Source organism: Caballeronia sp. 11_S32 (assembly GCF_056930355.1).
This window is the reverse complement of the sequence record NZ_JBXOWH010000002.1, coordinates 20,464-36,635: the sequence shown is the minus strand read 5'-3', so window position 1 is coordinate 36,635 and position 16,172 is coordinate 20,464. Positions and strand designations below refer to the sequence as shown.

Sequence of the window (16,172 nt, the reverse complement as noted above, 5' to 3'; positions counted from 1 at the left end):
AAGCGTAATGAGATGGGCGGCGAACTGCTCGCATACCTGTTATGCATATCGGGCGAGATCGTCCGATACGAGAGGAGAACGGCAAGTGGAGTTGAAGCAGCTCAGGTATTTCATGGTGGTGGCGCGCGAGGGCAGCGTCTCGCGCGCCGCCGCCATACTCGGCGTCAGCCAGTCGATGCTCACGCGGCACATCCAGATGCTCGAGCAGGAGCTCGGGCCACCGCTGCTCTATCGGCACGGACACGGCATGTCGCTGACCGAGGCGGGACAGAAGTTCCTCGAGCGTGCGAGCGATATCCTCGAACGCAGCGACGAAGCCGTGAATCACATGCAGGCGATGCGCGCCGTTCCCGGCGGCACCGTGACGATGGGTATTCCGCCGATGCTCGGCGACCTTCTGCTGGTGCCGCTCGTGCGGCGTTTTCGCGCGGAGTTTCCCGATGTGCGGCTGCGCATGCGCGAGGGCTTGAGCGGTTACATGCTCGAATGGCTGCTGAGCGGGCAACTGGATATCGGCGTGCTGTACAACATCGGACCGCACAGCACGATCAGCATCGAGCCGCTCTTGTCCGACGATCTCCTGCTCATCGGACCGCCCGACGCGACCGTGCTCGAACGCGCGATGGAGCCGATCCGCTTCGCTGAAGCCGTCGAGCTGCCGTGGATTCTGCCGGCGCGCCCGCACGGTATGCGCACGCTCGCCGAGGATGCCGCGACGAGTCGCTCGCTTGCGCTCAACATCGCCTTCGAGATCGACGCGATGATGGCGATCCTCGAACTCGTCGAAGCGGGTCAGGGCTTCTCCGTCGCGCCGTATGCGGCGGTGCGGCGCCGCATCGAAAGCGGTACGCTGAAAGCGCGGCCCATCGTCGAGCCGACATTGCCGGGCGTGCTGTCGATCGCATTCTCGCCGAAGAAGGAAGCGACTCTCGCGATGAAGGCGCTGTATCGAATCGTGCGCCAGGAAACGGACGCGCTCGTGCGTGCGGGCGTGTGGCGCTCGATTGCATGAGGCATACTGTCGGCGCGCGTGATCCCGCGCGTCTGCCGATAGCCCGTCACGAGAACGTCGATCATGTCCGATGCACCGCCCGACCGCCGCCCCGCCACCGCGCATGACGTAGCGAAGGCCGCGGGCGTGTCGCAATCGGCCGTATCGCGTGCGTTCACGCCGGGCGCGAGCGTGTCGCCGGCCACGCGCGAGCGCATCGTCGCGGCGGCGCGCGAGCTGGGTTATCGGCCGAATCTCGTCGCCCGCTCGCTCATCACGGGGCGCGCGAATCTCATCGGCGTGACGGTGCCGGCGAACGCGAATCCCTTCTATCATGCCGCGCTCAATGCGCTCACCGCCGCCTTCGCGCGCGCGGGCTACGGCGTGCTGATGTTCACGAGCGACCCGTTGCGCGGCTCCGATCCCGTGTTCGAAGAGGTGCTGCGCTATCGCGTGGACGCGCTTGTGCTCATCTCGACGAGCCTGTCGTCGCATTTCGCCGACGAGTGCATGAACATCGGCCTGCCGGTCGTCATGTTCAACCGCAAGACCGACAGCGACGCCGCGTCCAGCGTGACCGGCCAGAACCGCGAGGGCGCGCGCACCATCGCCGCGTTTCTGCACGCCGGCAGGCACAAGCGTTATGCGTATATCGCGGGCCTCGAAAGCTCGTCGACGAGCCGCGACCGCGAGGAAGGCTTCTTCGAAACCTTGCGCGAGAAAGGCGTGAAGGCAATCGAGCGGCGCGTCGGGCAATACACCGCGGCGGGCGCGGAGGACGCCGTCGTGTCGCTGCTCACCGCGAGCAAGCCGCCCGACGCCATCTTCTGCGCGAACGATCACATGGCGCTTGCGGCGATCAGCGTCGCGCGCGCGCGTTTCGGGCTGAACGTGGGCGAGGACGTGTCGATCGTCGGCTTCGACGATATCGACATGGCACGCTGGCCGGTCTTCGATCTCACGACCTTCAGCCAGCCGCTGGACGATATGGTGCGGCGCGCCGTCGCCGCGGTGCTCGAACAACTCAACGGCACGCTCGACACAGCGCTTCACGATGAGGCTCCGGGACGACTCATCGTGCGCGGCTCGGCCCGCAAACCACGCACCGGCCTCGCGACAGCCGACGACGGCGCCCTCACCTGGTCGATGCGCGGGTAAACCGCAGCGTCGCGTTCCGTCGACAGAGCTTGCCGGCCGCATCGAAAACGACTAATCTTCACTTTTGTTGCATACGTATGCATATGGTGGTTTGCATACGTATGCAAATTTTCGGACACCAACAAGGAGATTTCATGGCCCAATGGCTCAAGCATGGCGCGACAGCGGAAGTGATCAAATCCGCGGCCAAAGAAGTGCGCGAAACCGTCGAAGCAACGCTCGCCGATATCGAAGCGCGCGGCGACGCCGCCATCCGCGATTTGTCGATCCGCTTCGACAAGCTCGATCGCGAGAACTATCGTCTCACGCAGAAAGAAATCGACGACTGTCTCGCGCAACTCTCCGTGCGCGATATCAAGGACATCGAGTTCGCGCAGACACAGGTGCGCAACTTCGCGCGTCATCAGCGCGATTCGATCAAGGACATCGAAGTCGAAACGCTGCCGGGCGTGATCCTCGGCCATCGCAACATTCCGGTGAACGCGGCGGGCTGCTACGTGCCAGGCGGGAAGTATCCGCTGCTGGCGTCGGCGCATATGTCGGTGATCACCGCGCAGGTGGCCGGCGTGCCGCGCATCATCACTTGCGCGCCGCCGTTCCAGGGCAAGCCCGCGCCCGCGATCGTCGCCGCGCAGCACATGGCCGGCGCGCACGAGATCTACTGTCTCGGCGGCATTCAGGCTGTCGGCGCGATGGCGATCGGCACGGCGAGCATCGCGCCCGTCGACATGCTGGTCGGGCCGGGCAACGCGTTCGTCGCGGAAGCGAAGCGCCAGTTGTTCGGGCGCGTGGGCATCGATTTGTTCGCGGGTCCGACCGAAACGCTCGTGATCGCCGATGAAACCGTCGACGGCGAAATGTGCGCAACCGATCTGCTCGGACAAGCCGAGCACGGCCCGGACTCCCCCGCCATCCTGCTCACGACGTCGGAAAAGCTCGCGAAAGAAACGATGGCCGAGGTCGAGCGTCTGCTGGGCATCCTGCCAACCGCGGATATTGCGCGCAAGTCGTGGGCGCAGTTCGGGGAAGTGATCGTCGCGGAGTCGGACGAGGAGATGGTGAAGATCGCCAACGATATCGCGTTCGAACACGTTCAGATCATGACGCGCGACCCCGATTACTTCCTCGCCAACCTGACCAACTTCGGCGCGCTGTTCCTCGGCCCGCGCACCAACGTCTCGTATGGCGACAAGGTGATCGGCACGAACCACACGCTGCCGACGAAGAAGGCCGCGCGTTATACGGGCGGCTTGTGGGTCGGCAAGTTCATCAAGACCTGCACGTATCAGAAGGTGCTGACGGACGAAGCATCGGCGCTCGTCGGCGAGTACTGCTCGCGGTTGTGTGCGCTCGAGGGCTTCGCGGGGCATGGCGAGCAGGCGAATTTGCGCGTGCGGCGTTATGGCAAGCGTGATGTGCCTTACGCGAGTGCGGCGCAGGAAAGCGTGGCTACGACGCTTTGACGCGATAAGCCGCACGCCGCGCTTCTGTCTCGGCGCGGCGTGCGGTTGGTGTCTCATGGCAGGGTCGGGTACGGCTCAGACCGCGACACAGAGGTACTTGATGACGACGTAGTCGTCGATGCCATAGTGCGAGCCTTCCCGCCCGAGGCCCGACTGCTTCACGCCGCCGAACGGCGCGACTTCGTTCGACAGCAAGCCGGTATTGATGCCGACCATGCCGTATTCGAGCGCTTCGGCGACGCGCCACACGCGGCCGACATCGCGGCTGTAAAAGTACGCCGCGAGACCGAACTCCGTGTCGTTGGCCATGCGCACGACTTCATCGTCGGATGAGAATCGGAACACCGGCGCGAGCGGGCCGAAGGTTTCTTCCTTCGCCACCTTCATGTCCGGCGTGACGTTCGCGAGCACAGTCGGCTCGAAGAAGCCGTAACCGAGCGCATGACGCTTGCCGCCCGTGACGAGCGTCGCGCCTTTCGAAAGCGCATCGTCGATGTGTGATTCGACCTTCTTCACCGCCGCTTCGCTGATGAGCGGTCCGAGCGTCACGCCGCTTTCCGTGCCGTCCCCCACCTTCATCTTGCCGACCGCCGCGGCGAGCTTCTGCAAGAATGCGTCGGCGACGTTGTCGTGTACGTAGAAGCGGTTCGTGCACACGCAGGTCTGCCCGCTGTTGCGATACTTCGACGTGATTGCACCTTCCACCGCAGCATCCAGATCCGCGTCGTCGAACACGATGAAGGGCGCATTGCCGCCAAGCTCCAGCGACACCTTCTTGACCGTCGGCGCGCTTTGCGCCATCAGCAAACGGCCTACGGCGGTTGAACCGGTGAACGAGAGCTTGCGCACGAGCGGATTGCCCGTCATCTCCTCGCCGATGGCCTTCGGATCGCCCGTGACGATCGACAGCACGCCCTTCGGCACGCCCGCGCGTTCTGCCAGCACGGCCATCGCGAAGGCGGAGAATGGCGTTGCTTCGGCCGGCTTCACGACGATCGGACAGCCGGCCGCAAGCGCCGGACCGACCTTCCGCGTGATCATCGCAGCCGGGAAATTCCACGGCGTGATTGCCGCGCAGACGCCGATCGGCTCCTTCGTCACGACGATGCGCTTGTCGGCGGCAGGCGTCGCGAGCGTATCTCCCGCGACGCGCTTGCCCTCCTCCGCGAACCATTCGATGAACGACGCGGCATACGCGATCTCGCCTTTCGCTTCCGCGAGCGGCTTGCCTTGCTCCGTCGTGAGAATGAGCGCGAGATCGTCGGCGTTGGCTATCATCAGGTCGTACCAGCGTCGCAGGATCGCCGCGCGTTCCTTCGCGGTCTTCTTGCGCCATGCGGGCCATGCGGCATTGGCCGCTTCGATCGCGCGGCGCGTTTCCGCGGCGCCCATTTTCGGGGCCGCGCCCACCGAATCGCCCGTCGCGGGATTCAACACATCGAAAGTCTCGCCGTTGTCGGCCTGCTCCCATTCGCCGTCGATGTAGGCGGCATGGCGCAGCAGCGCCGGGTCTTTGAGTCGGGTTGCGAGGGTCATCGTTTTAAGGGGATTTAGTTGGTGACGGCGCCAGGCGCATAGCGAGTTGTTTCATCGGCGCGCGCGTCGGCAGCATCCTGCTCTTCGAGCGTCGTGAGTTCCACTCCGGCCGCTTCGCGCAGCGGAATGATCGCGACGACCGAGATGATCGCCAGCAGCACGATGTAGCCGACGAGCGGCCAGTACCCGCCCGCCCATGCGATCAGCATGGCTGCGATCACAGGCGTCGGGCCGCTCCACGATACGGTCGCGAGCTGATACGCAAGCGACACCCCGCTATAGCGCACGCCCGATGCATACTGCTCCGCGAAGAGGCTCGGCTGCGCGGCCTGCACGGAGCCTTCACCGATAGCCATCGCCACGCTCATCGCGAGCACGATCAGCGGATAGCTGCCGGTGTTGAGCAGCAGGAAATACGGGTAGATGAACAGGCCAAGAAAGATCATTCCGCCCATGAACACCTTCTTGCGACCGATGCGATCGGAGATCGCTCCAAAAGTCGGATGCGCGACGAGCGTGCACGCGGCGGCGATCATCAGCGCACGCAATGCGTCGCTTCTCGGCAGGTGCACGTTCTGCGTCAGATACACGAGCGAATACACGGCGACGACATAGAATCCGGCGCATTGCACAGCCTGCGATGCGACAAGCAAAAAGGTCGAACGCTTGTGGCGCCTGAGCAGCGTAGCGATCGGCACGCCCGGCGTTTCATGCGTGCGGCGCAGACGCTCGATGCTCGGCGATTCCGCGAGCCTGCGGCGAATGATGATGCCCACCACGACGAGAATCCCCGAAAGCAGGAACGGCACGCGCCAGCCCCATGCCGCAAACTGCTCGGCGGTCGTGAGCGCGGTGGTCGCGGCCATTGCGCCGGCCGAGAGAATCAGCGCGCCCGGAATGCCCATCTGCGGCCAGCTCCCATAGAATCCGCGTTTCTTCGCGGGCGCGTGCTCGATCACCATCAGCGTCGCGCCGCCCCACTCGCCGCCGACCGCGAAACCCTGCACGAAACGCAGCGCCGTCAGCATCACCGGCGCGGCGATGCCCGCGCTCGCATAGGTCGGCAACAGGCCGATCAGGAAGGTGACGCCGCCCATCATCGTGAGACTGAGGACGAGCATCGCCTTGCGGCCGATGCGGTCGCCGAAATGCCCGAACACCGCGCCGCCCACCGGCCGCGCGATGAAGCCCACTGCGAAGCTCGCGAGCGACGCGATGGTGCCCGCGACCGGATCGAAGGTCGGGAAGAAAAGTTTGCTGAACACGAGCGCCGCTGCCGACGCAAAGATGAAAAAGTCGTACCACTCAAGCGTGGTGCCGATGGTGCTCGCGAGCGCCACACGCCGGATATCGGCGATTTCTGCCATGTCTGTCTCCAGATGCGTTGCGCCCGGTCACTTTGCCGGGCGCTCGTTCTAGCCTGGTCTTGCTCAGCCTGCCTTACGCATCGGCTCGCCATTCACGCCGGCGAACGCCTGCTCCCGCCACTCGCCGGCATTCGGACGGGTCAACCCGAGATTCTCCCGCAGCGTCGAGCCATCGTAGTCCTTCCGAAACACGCCACGCCGCTGCAACTCCGGCACGACCTGGCGCACGAAGTCCTCATATCCGCCCGGCACGTGCGTCGGCGAAATCACGAAGCCGTCGCAGCCGCCTTCGACGAACCATTGCTCCATCTGATCGGCAACCGTCTTTGCAGTGCCAGCAAACACAGGGAACTCATTCAGACGCGCACGGTTCGAGAACTCGACAAAGTCGCGCACTGACGGGTTCTGCTTGCCCGACAACATCACGACGCGATCGCGAAAGCCGGTCCAGCCCGAGATCGCCTTCATCTCTTCATCGGTAAACGGCGCGTCGTAGTCGCGCCTGGAGAAGTCCGTGTTGAGCACTTCGCACAGCAGCGTGAGCGAGTCGATGGGCCTCGCGAGCGAATCGATGTATTCGCGCTGCTGCTGCGCGATCTCATCCGATTCGGCGACGACCGTGTAGCACGCCGTCGCGACCTTGACCTTCGCGGGATCGCGCCCCGCCGCCACGACCGCCTGCTTCATCTCCGCGTACTGCTTCTTGCCTGCCGCGAGATTCGGATACACCACGAAAATCAGCTCGCCCCAGCGCGATGCGAACGCGCGCCCACGACCGCTCTGCCCCGCCTGAATCAGCACGGGATGGCCCTGCTGCGAACGCGGCACCGTGAGCGGCCCCCGCGATCTGAAATACTCGCCTTGATGGTCGAGACGATGCACTTTGGCCGGATCGGCAAAGCGGCCGCTCTGCTTGTCGAGAATCAGCGCGTCGTCTTCCCACGAGTCCCAGTGGCCCATCACGGTTTCGAGAAACTCGTCCGCGCGATCGTAGCGCAGGTCGTGTTCCAGATGCATCTCGCGGCCGAAGTTCGCCGCTTCCGAATCGTTCAGCGACGTCACGACATTCCACGCGACGCGACCCTTCGTCATCAGATCGAGCGTCGCGAAGTGGCGCGCGATGTGATACGGCTCGTAGTACGTCGTCGAATAGGTCGCGCCGAGACCGAGGTGCGTCGTGGCCATCGCCATCGCGGTGAGAATCGGCGACGGGTCCATCTTCACGGCGCGCACGCCATGCTCGACGGTCTGCGCGTGATCGTCGCCGTAGATATCGGGCATCGCGAGGCGATCGTCGAAGAATGCGAGATGGAACTTGCCTTCTTCCAGCGTGCGCGCGATGCGCTGGTAATACTCCGGCGACATGAAGTCCTGCATCGCGCCGCTGTGACGCCACGAGCCGGGATAGGTGGAGCAGTTCTGCGCCTGCAGGAAACCGATGAGCGTCATCTGACGCGAAGTGTCGTGTGCCATGTTGTACATGCCTCCTCTTGCTTTCGGCGCGCTCAGACGCCGGGAATCTCGATCGTCAGCAGCGGTGCATGCTGCTGCGCGCCGAACGTGTCGCGCTCGCCCACGCTGCCCTGCGCCCACGAGCGCTTCAGCGTGAGCTTGAATGCGCGCGCCGGGTCGAAGAACATCAATGTCACGATGTCTTCCTTCGTCACGTTGTAGAGCCTGCAGATCAGCGCTTCGGTCAATACACCGCTTGTCTTCACGCGTTCGTATAGGGGAACGTCGTCGAAGATCACGTCGAACGTGATCTCGAAGGGACCCGAATTCTTGCTGCGCACGACCTTGGCCAGATCGCGCAGTGTTTTCGTTTGCATTGCGCTCATCGCTCAGATCTCCACGATTTCAATCGGAAACAGCGACTCGGCCGAGTCGATCTTCATCACGTGATAGACCGTGAACCTGCACACCGGACCGATGGGGTTCTCAGGCGGATTCAACGGAATCGCGAAGTTGCCGGCGGTCGCGACCTGGCCCGGATACGGCGTGTGCAGCACGTCGATACGCACGCTGCTGCAAATCGCATTCGCCAGGTCCTGATTCGCGGCGGTCACTTCGCCGAGCAGGCCGATTTCATGCGGCACGGTGTTCACGAGCGGCTCGAAGCTGCCCATCACCCCGTTCTTTCCGTAGACGTGGAAGTTGAGCGTCGCTTCGCCCGAGCGCAGTTCGGGATAGGTCTCCTCTGCTTCCTGCTTGATGCGTTCGAGAAAATCATCGATCTGTTCGATCAGGATCGGATCGCGAATACCACCGATGAAAATCGTGCGCATGCCCACCACGCCCGCGCCTTCGAGCTTCACCGTGTAATCGTCAGCCGGAATGAAGCGGCTGCCGCGCACGCGCACCGCGCGATCGGTGATCTGTTCATACGTGGCTTCGCGCAGATCGAGCACGCCGCCGGGGCCGGTCAGGAGATCGGGGCGCGTCTTTTCATAGAGCGTATGCGCCGCCACCGACGCAGGCGTGCAGCGCTCGCGCGGGCTCATCGGTTCGAGGTCGAAGCTGTCGCGGCGGATCGTCGCGACAATCACCTTGCCTTTCGGCTCCGCGCAGTTCGCGCCGCACTCGACGATCTTGCCCATGTGCCAGTAGATGCCCGGATCGATTCCATGCAGCATGCACAGGCCCGCGAACGGCGCAGGATCATACGCACGGCCCGCGACGATGATGTCGAGATCCGGATGCTCGCGCAGCGCCTTCGCAAAAGGCTCAGCGCCCATCTGCGCGACGATGTGCGATGACGCGCCCACATCCGACACCTGCAACTCGGGCGCCGACGCACAGGGCGTGATGCGCCCTTCGCTCAACGCATCGCGAACGTACGAAGGATCGACGTCCGAATAAATCTTCGCGACCTTGAAGCGATATCCTTCCCTATTCGCGATCTCCGCGATCACATCGACCATGAAATCGACGTGCTCGCGAATCCCCGGCCCGCCCGCTGAACTGATGTAGATGGGAACCTTGCGCGTGGCGCACGCTTCGAGCATCAGCGACAGATCGCGCAGATACGCCTCGCGCGTCACCAGTGTCTTCGGCAAGCCGAGCAGATAAGGGCCGGGATCGGTGGAGCCGCCATCGACGATCATCGCGTCGGGCGCGCGTTCGATGCCGCGCCAGAAGTCGGCCGCCGGGATGCCGTAGCCCAGGATGCCGTTCGGCGTCAGAATCTTGATTTCATCCTTCATGAAGTCTCCTTGCGAGTCTTTCTTTCGATGCATACGCGCCGCATGCTTCGGCACGGACGCGAGAGGCGCGGCGTGCGGCGCGTGGCCGATACATTCGGTCTGCAATCGATTATGTCGACGGTGCCGCTGCGACACTATTTGCTTTATGAGATAGACTCATAGACATTCCTGATAAAACCAACGGAGACTTCCCATCATGGCGCCCGACAAGCCGGACGAGGGCGCGCACGCCACGGCGCCGCTCACGCTGCGCTTCGATCTCGTCGAGCTGGAGACCTTTCTCGCGGTCGTCGAACTCGGCAGCTTCAGTTCCGCCGCCAAACGCCTGCACATTTCCCAGCCGTCCGTCACGGCACGCGTGCAGCGCCTCGAATCGACCCTGAAGACGCGCCTGCTCGTGCGCACGACGCGTCACGTGAACCCCACGCCCGCCGGCAAGCGTTTGCGCGAGCGCGCCGAGATCGCATTGCGCGACCTGCGCAAGCTCCTGCAGGAATTCCAGGCCGACGCCGAGGCCGCGCGCCTTCGCGTGGTCGTCGCCGCGACGCCGATGATCGCGGCCGTCATGCTGCCCTCGCTGATCCATTCGTTCTGCCAGCGCTATCCCGACGTGCAGATCCAGCTGCGCGACCTGCAATACGAGGATGTCGTCGCGAAGATCGAGAGCAACGAAGCGGATCTCGCGGTCGTCGCGTTCGACAATGATTCGAGCAAGCTCAGTTTCGAGGCGCTCTCCGAGGAAGACATGCTGGTCGTCGTGCCGAAGACGCATGCGCTCGCGGAAGCCGGCGAAGTCACGCTGGAACAGCTCGCGCAAATCCCGTTGATGCTGCTCGACCGTTATTCGATGCTGCGCGATACCCTCGCCGACGAGTTCGCGAAGCGCGGCCTTTCGCTTCGGCCGATGCATCACGCCGCGAACCTGAGCACGCTGCTCGGCATGGTGGACGCGGGGCTCGGCGCGACCTTCCTGCCGCGCTCGATGGCGCAGCGCTACGCGCGCGACACCCGCGCCACGCTGCAGGTGGCCGACGTGAACCTGATGCGCAGCTTCGGCATCCTGCGCTCGCGCGACGCGGATCTGAGTGCGGCCGCACTGAGTTTCGTGCGTCATTTGCAGGCGAATTTCGGCGCGACCCTGACAAGCGACCCGCCACAGCCGTGATGCAGACGATGCGCCTATCAATGCGCGCATCTATCCGTTTTGCCGATGAATCGATCGCGACATCGAAATTGTTCTGCGGAGCGCCCGAACATAGACTGGAGTCATGGAGTGCATCAAGCCGTGCGCTCATCTCATCCGGAGACTCTTTCATGACGCTCAAGAACAACCAGACCTTCCGTGACGCGCTTTCGGCCTTCCCGAGCGGCGTCACCATCGTCTCGACGACCGACGAAAAAGGCCGTCACTGGGGCTTTACCGCGAGCTCGTTTTCGTCCGTGTCGATGAACCCGCCGCTCGTGCTCGTATGCATCGCCAACACGGCGGATTCGCACACGGCGTTCGTCAAGGCACAGCGCTACGCGATCAACATCCTCTCGCAACAGCAGAAGGACATCGCGATGCATTTCGCGCGCAAAGGCGTCGACAAGTTCGGTCCGCACGCGTTTCGCTACGGCACCGAAGACAACCCGCATCCGCCGATGCTGCCGGGCTCGATGGCCTCGCTCGTGTGTGTCGCGCGTGACGTGCACGAAGCGGGCGACCATACGGTGCTGATCGGCGAGATTCAGGACGTCGAGCTCGGCGAGGCCACGCCGCTCGTCTATTACAACCGGGGTTTTCGCAATCTCGAACTCGAAACCGCAGACTCTCTCGCCTGAGCCTATCGCATGAACGCATTCAGCTTCACCACTGTTCCCTCGCTCGTGGTCGATTACGGCAGCGCACGTCGTCTCGGCGCGCTGCTGCGCGCGCGCTATCGCGACGAGCGCCGTCTCGTGCTCGTCACCGACCGCTTCCTCAATGAAAGCGGCCTGATCGCGCCCGCGCTCGACAATCTTGCCGCGCATGGCTGGGAAGTGACCGTGATCGACGACGTGATCGCCGATCCGCCCGATCACGTCGTGCTCGATGCCGCCGCGCGCGCGAGAGCGAGCGGCGCGCAAGTCGTGCTGGGTCTCGGCGGCGGCTCGTCGATGGACGTCGCGAAGCTCATCGCCGTGCTGTGCGCATCCGCCCAGCCGCTCGAGAAGATGTACGGCGTCGGCAATGTCGAAGGCCCGCGCCTGCCGCTCGTGCTGATGCCGACGACCGCGGGCACCGGCTCGGAAGTCACGGCCATTTCCATCGTGACGACGGGCGCGACCACGAAGAGCGGCGTCGTGTCGCCGATTCTCTATCCCGATCTCGCGCTGCTCGACGCCGAACTCACGCTCGGCCTGCCGCCGCAGGCAACCGCCGCGACGGGCATCGACGCAATGGTGCATGCGATCGAGGCGTATACGTCGGCGCGCCTGAAGAATCCGCTCTCCGACATGCTCGCGAAGGAAGCGCTGCGTCTGCTCTACGCGAACCTGCTGCCCGCGTGCCGCGAAGGCCGCGACCGCGCCGCCCGCGAAGCCATGCTGCTCGGTGCGACGCTCGCGGGTCAGGCGTTCTCGAACGCACCTGTGGCCGCCGTTCACGCGCTCGCGTATCCGCTCGGAGGACACTTCCACGTGCCGCACGGTCTCTCGAACGCGCTGGTGCTGATGCACGTGCTGCGCTTCAACGCGGCCGCCGCCGCCGCGCTCTATGCGGAGCTTGCGGACACGCTTGGATGCGTCGCCGCCGATGACAGCATCGAAGCGAAGACGGAAGCCTTCATCCAGGCGATGCAGACGCTCGTGAACGAAACCGGCATTCCGCGCACGCTGCGCGAAGTGGGCGTCAACGAATCGCATCTGCCGATGCTCGCCGCCGACGCGATGAAGCAGCAGCGTCTGCTCATCAACAATCCGCGCGAGATGACCGAAGCGGCCGCGCTCGATATCTACAAGGCCGCGCTATGAACGCTCCATCGCAACCGGTCAAACCCTTGCGCATCGCGTTCGTGCAGTCTTGCTGGCATCGCGAGATCGTGGATCAGTGCCGTCATGCGTTTATCGCGCGCGTCGTCGATCTGGGCTTCGATGCGAGCGCCGTCGAACGCTTCGAGGTGCCCGGCGCATTCGAATTGCCGCTGCATGCGAAGCTGCTCGCGCGGCGCGGCGGATTCGATGCGATCGTCGCGGCGGGACTCATCGTCGACGGCGGGATCTATCGGCACGAGTTCGTCGCGCGAGCGATCATCGACGGATTGATGCAGGTGCAGCTCGACACGCTCACGCCCGTATTTTCCGCGGTGCTCACGCCGCATCATTTCCATGCAGGCGAAGAACACGTGAGATTCTTTCATGACCACATGAGCGTGAAGGGACGCGAAGTAGCGAACGCGTGCATCGAGACCTTGCAGCGGGTCGCGCTCATCGCCTGAAAGCGGTCCTCGCAAACGAAAAAGGCATCCGGTTCACGCCGGATGCCTTTTTTATCGATGCGCACTTCAGGCCGATTCAGGCCATGCGCCGAAATGGGCGATCTGTTCGAGCGGCAGACGCGCGCGCGGCGCCTGTTCGCGCTCGGCGAGCGCGGCGGGAAGCGATTGCGCGTCGCCGTGATGCGCGACCGAGATCATGCTCAACACGTCATAGCGCTCGGGAATCGCGAAGATCTTGCGGAATGCGCCGGCGTCGAGGCCGCTCATCGCGTGCGCGGCGATACCTTGTGCATGCGCCTGCAGCAGCAGTGCCATCGCGGCAGCGCCCGCGTCGTAGCTCGCGCTCGGATTCGCCGCGCCCTTCGATGTGAGCGTATCCGCGAGCACGGCGATCAGCACCTGTGCATTCGCATTCCACGACTGATTGAACGGTATGAGCGTGCCGAACGCGCGCTCGAACGCGGCGGGATCTTCTGCCTTCTCGAACACGGCGAAACGCCACGGCTGCGCGTTGAACGCCGACGGCGCCCAACGCGCCGCTTCAAGCATGGCGAAGACCTGCTCATGTTCGACGGGATGATCCGCATACGCGCGCGGGCTCCAGCGCTCTGCGATCAGAGGATGAATTGCTGTATCGGTCGGGGCGGGACGATGTGTCATGAAGTTGCGTTCGCGATGGATAGCAAAAAGCCGGGACGCATGTCCCGGCCGGATGACGGATCAGTCCGGATGCCGGAAATCGAAACCGCCCGGCTTCTCGTCGACGTACCCGGCATGCGGCGCCATGAAGTGTCCCGGCAAGAGCAGCGCGCGCCGCTCGCAGGTCTTTTCCAGCACCTTCAGGCGCGTCTCGGCGGACTGTTTCTGGTCGATGCAGCCGAAGCAGCTCCAGTGCGGATACTTCACCTGGATCGGATGATGAAGAATGTCGCCGGTCATCACGGCGTGGGCAGCGTTCGACTTCAGCCAGATCGCGATATGCCCCGGCGTATGTCCCGGCGCGGGCTCGAGAAACAGACAATCCCCGATCTGGGCGTGGTCATCGACGATCATCGCCTGGCCCGCCTCGATCACAGGCAGCACGCTGTCCTTGTAGCCGAGGATGTGATGCCCCTTCGAATCCGCCGCATAGCGCGCTTCCCAGTAGTCGTTCTCGGTCTTCGAGAACACATACTTCGCGTTGGGAAAGGTCGGCACCCAGCGATCGCCAATGAGCCGCGTATTCCAGCCCACATGATCCGCATGCAGATGCGTGCAAAGTACATAGTCGATCTCTTCGGGCCTCGCGCCGGCCGTCGCGAGGCGGTCGAGATACGGCGTCTGCAGATTGCACCAGTCGGGACGGCCGGGCCGATCCTTGTCGTTGCCGACGCAGCCATCGATCAGGATCTTGTGACGCCCCGTATCCAGCAACCACGAGTGCATGCTGAGCAGCATGCGGCCCGTCGCGGGATCGTAATGACCGGGCGCGATCCACGAGAGATTGTCCTGAACGTCTTCGGGCGTCGCCAGCGGAAAGAACCTGAGAAACTCGAAGGACCTGTCGACCGTCTCCTGAACGAGCGTCGCCGTGACGTTGCCAATCCTGAATCGAATCACGATGCCTGTTCTCCCGACAAACCTGTTGCGATGGGCTGACGTTCCGCGTGCGTCGCGCGCTCGGTGCCGTGCTCCAGCGCGGACAGTTCGAGCCCGGCGGCTTCGCGCAACGGCATGATGCCGAGCACGGAGATCACGGCGGCGAGCACAATGTACGCGGCCAGCAGCCAGTACCCGCTCGCCCACATCACGAACAGCGCGGCGAGGATCGGTGTGGGGCCGCTCCAGATCACGGTTGCGAGCTGATATGCCACCGACACACCGCTATAGCGTATCGCAGCCGGATACTGCTCGCTGATGAGCGCGGGCTGAGCCGAGAGCGTGCTGCCGAGACCGAAGACCATCGCGAGCGAGATCGCCGTGACGATCACCGGGTAGCTGCCCGTATCGAGCATCTTGAAGAACGGAAAGATGAACGCGCCGAGAAAAATCATACCGCCCATATAGACCTTCTTGCGGCCGATGCGATCCGACAGCGCGCCGAAGAACGGCTGGGACAGCAGCGTGAAGAACGAGCCGATCATCAGCGCGCGAATCGCGAGCGGCTTCTCGATGTGCAGGTTCTGCGTCAGATAGACGAGCGCATAGACCGAGATCACGAAGAAGCTCGTGTTTTCGGCGGCCTGCGCCGCGACCACTTGCAGCGTGCGCTTCTTCTGCGTGGCGATGACCGTCGCGATCGGCATCTTCTCGGCGGTGTGGGTGCGTTGCAGCTTCTGGAAGCTCGGCGACTCGGACACGCGCCGCCGGATGATGAAGCCCACCACGACGAGCAAGCCGGAGAGCAGGAACGGCACGCGCCAGCCCCACGCCGCGAACTGCTCGGGCGTCGTAATCGCGGTCGTCACCGCCATCACGCCGGTCGAGAGGATCAGCGCGGCGGAGATGCCCATTTGCGGCCACGCGCCGTAGAAACCGCGTTTCTTCGCGGGGGAGTGCTCGATCACCATCAGCGTCGCGCCGCCCCATTCTCCGCCGACCGCGAAGCCTTGCAGGAAGCGCAGCGTCGTGAGGAGAATCGGCGCGCCGAGGCCGATGCTTTCATACGTCGGCAAAAGGCCGATTAGGAAGGTCACGCCGCCCATCATCAGCAGGCTCAGCACGAGCATCGCCTTGCGGCCGATCTTGTCGCCGTAATGACCGAACACGATCCCGCCCACCGGCCGCGCGATGAAGCCGATCGCGAAGCTGGCGAGCGACGCGATCGTGCCCGCCACCGGATCGATCGCGGGAAAGAACAGCTTGTTGAAGACCAGCGCGGCCGCCGATCCGAAGATGAAAAAGTCGTACCACTCAAGGGTGGCGCCTATCGCGCTGGCGAACGAAACCCGCCGGATATCCGAATCGTTGACCATCTTGTCTCCTCAACTGATTGCTGATGCCTGATATGTTCTGTC

The 16,172-nt window shown here is 63.9% G+C and carries 15 protein-coding genes; 7 read left to right on the top strand and 8 right to left on the bottom strand.

What is annotated here, in order from left to right; translation table 11 throughout:
- The first annotated feature begins 85 nt into the window (after positions 1 to 85).
- From AC1Z32_RS08335 to hisD, 3 genes are all read left to right on the top strand, one after another.
- A complete protein-coding gene (locus AC1Z32_RS08335; RefSeq protein WP_483478271.1) occupies positions 86 to 1,012 on the top strand; it encodes a LysR family transcriptional regulator in 927 nt (308 codons plus the stop codon).
- 63 nt (positions 1,013 to 1,075) lie between these two features.
- Complete coding sequence (locus AC1Z32_RS08330) at positions 1,076 to 2,149, top strand: LacI family DNA-binding transcriptional regulator (RefSeq protein WP_483478270.1); 1,074 nt, start codon at positions 1,076 to 1,078, stop codon at positions 2,147 to 2,149.
- A 134-nt stretch (positions 2,150 to 2,283) separates the two neighbouring features.
- Positions 2,284 to 3,612: a histidinol dehydrogenase gene (gene hisD / locus AC1Z32_RS08325; protein WP_483478269.1), complete on the top strand. Its 1,329-nt coding sequence runs from the start codon at positions 2,284 to 2,286 to the stop codon at positions 3,610 to 3,612.
- Positions 3,613 to 3,687: 75 nt separating this feature from the next.
- Here the strand turns inward: hisD and AC1Z32_RS08320 are convergent, their stop codons facing one another.
- The 5 genes from AC1Z32_RS08320 to AC1Z32_RS08300 form a co-directional block, all read right to left on the bottom strand.
- Positions 3,688 to 5,148 (bottom strand): NAD-dependent succinate-semialdehyde dehydrogenase, encoded by a 1,461-nt coding sequence (locus tag AC1Z32_RS08320; protein WP_483478268.1) that lies wholly within the window; start codon positions 5,146 to 5,148, stop codon positions 3,688 to 3,690.
- 14 nt (positions 5,149 to 5,162) lie between these two features.
- Positions 5,163 to 6,515, bottom strand: a complete 1,353-nt coding sequence (locus AC1Z32_RS08315; protein ID WP_483478267.1) for an MFS transporter — start codon at positions 6,513 to 6,515, stop codon at positions 5,163 to 5,165.
- Between the two features lie 63 nt (positions 6,516 to 6,578).
- The gene (locus AC1Z32_RS08310) at positions 6,579 to 7,988 is read right to left on the bottom strand and encodes an LLM class flavin-dependent oxidoreductase (RefSeq protein ID WP_483478266.1); all 1,410 of its coding nucleotides are present in this window, start codon (positions 7,986 to 7,988) and stop codon (positions 6,579 to 6,581) included.
- 32 nt (positions 7,989 to 8,020) lie between these two features.
- A complete protein-coding gene (locus AC1Z32_RS08305; protein WP_483478265.1) occupies positions 8,021 to 8,353 on the bottom strand; it encodes a DUF4387 domain-containing protein in 333 nt (110 codons plus the stop codon).
- A 3-nt stretch (positions 8,354 to 8,356) separates the two neighbouring features.
- On the bottom strand, positions 8,357 to 9,718 hold the full coding sequence (locus AC1Z32_RS08300) for an acyclic terpene utilization AtuA family protein (RefSeq protein WP_483478264.1): 1,362 nt from the start codon (positions 9,716 to 9,718) through the stop codon (positions 8,357 to 8,359).
- A 196-nt stretch (positions 9,719 to 9,914) separates the two neighbouring features.
- Here AC1Z32_RS08300 and AC1Z32_RS08295 point away from each other — a divergent pair, with 196 nt between their 5' ends.
- The 4 genes from AC1Z32_RS08295 (at position 9,915) to AC1Z32_RS08280 (ending at position 13,176) form a co-directional block, all read left to right on the top strand.
- Entirely contained in the window at positions 9,915 to 10,883 is a 969-nt protein-coding gene (locus AC1Z32_RS08295; RefSeq protein WP_483478263.1) for a LysR family transcriptional regulator, read from the top strand.
- Between the two features lie 149 nt (positions 10,884 to 11,032).
- Positions 11,033 to 11,542: a flavin reductase family protein gene (locus AC1Z32_RS08290; RefSeq protein ID WP_483478262.1), complete on the top strand. Its 510-nt coding sequence runs from the start codon at positions 11,033 to 11,035 to the stop codon at positions 11,540 to 11,542.
- Between the two features lie 9 nt (positions 11,543 to 11,551).
- A complete protein-coding gene (locus tag AC1Z32_RS08285; protein WP_483478261.1) occupies positions 11,552 to 12,712 on the top strand; it encodes an iron-containing alcohol dehydrogenase in 1,161 nt (386 codons plus the stop codon).
- Positions 12,709 to 13,176 (top strand): 6,7-dimethyl-8-ribityllumazine synthase, encoded by a 468-nt coding sequence (locus AC1Z32_RS08280; protein WP_483478260.1) that lies wholly within the window; start codon positions 12,709 to 12,711, stop codon positions 13,174 to 13,176. The genes AC1Z32_RS08285 and AC1Z32_RS08280 overlap by 4 nt, the downstream gene beginning before the upstream one ends.
- A 66-nt stretch (positions 13,177 to 13,242) precedes the next feature.
- Here the strand turns inward: AC1Z32_RS08280 and AC1Z32_RS08275 are convergent, their stop codons facing one another.
- From AC1Z32_RS08275 to AC1Z32_RS08265, 3 genes are read right to left on the bottom strand one after another with little or no spacing between them, the layout of a single operon-like run.
- Positions 13,243 to 13,836, bottom strand: a complete 594-nt coding sequence (locus AC1Z32_RS08275; RefSeq protein ID WP_483478259.1) for a nitroreductase family protein — start codon at positions 13,834 to 13,836, stop codon at positions 13,243 to 13,245.
- A 60-nt stretch (positions 13,837 to 13,896) separates the two neighbouring features.
- Positions 13,897 to 14,775, bottom strand: a complete 879-nt coding sequence (locus AC1Z32_RS08270; RefSeq protein ID WP_483478258.1) for an MBL fold metallo-hydrolase — start codon at positions 14,773 to 14,775, stop codon at positions 13,897 to 13,899.
- Complete coding sequence (locus AC1Z32_RS08265; RefSeq protein ID WP_483478257.1) at positions 14,772 to 16,130, bottom strand: MFS transporter; 1,359 nt, start codon at positions 16,128 to 16,130, stop codon at positions 14,772 to 14,774. Before AC1Z32_RS08265 ends, AC1Z32_RS08270 begins: the two co-directional genes overlap by 4 nt.
- Between the last annotated feature and the right edge of the window lie 42 nt (positions 16,131 to 16,172).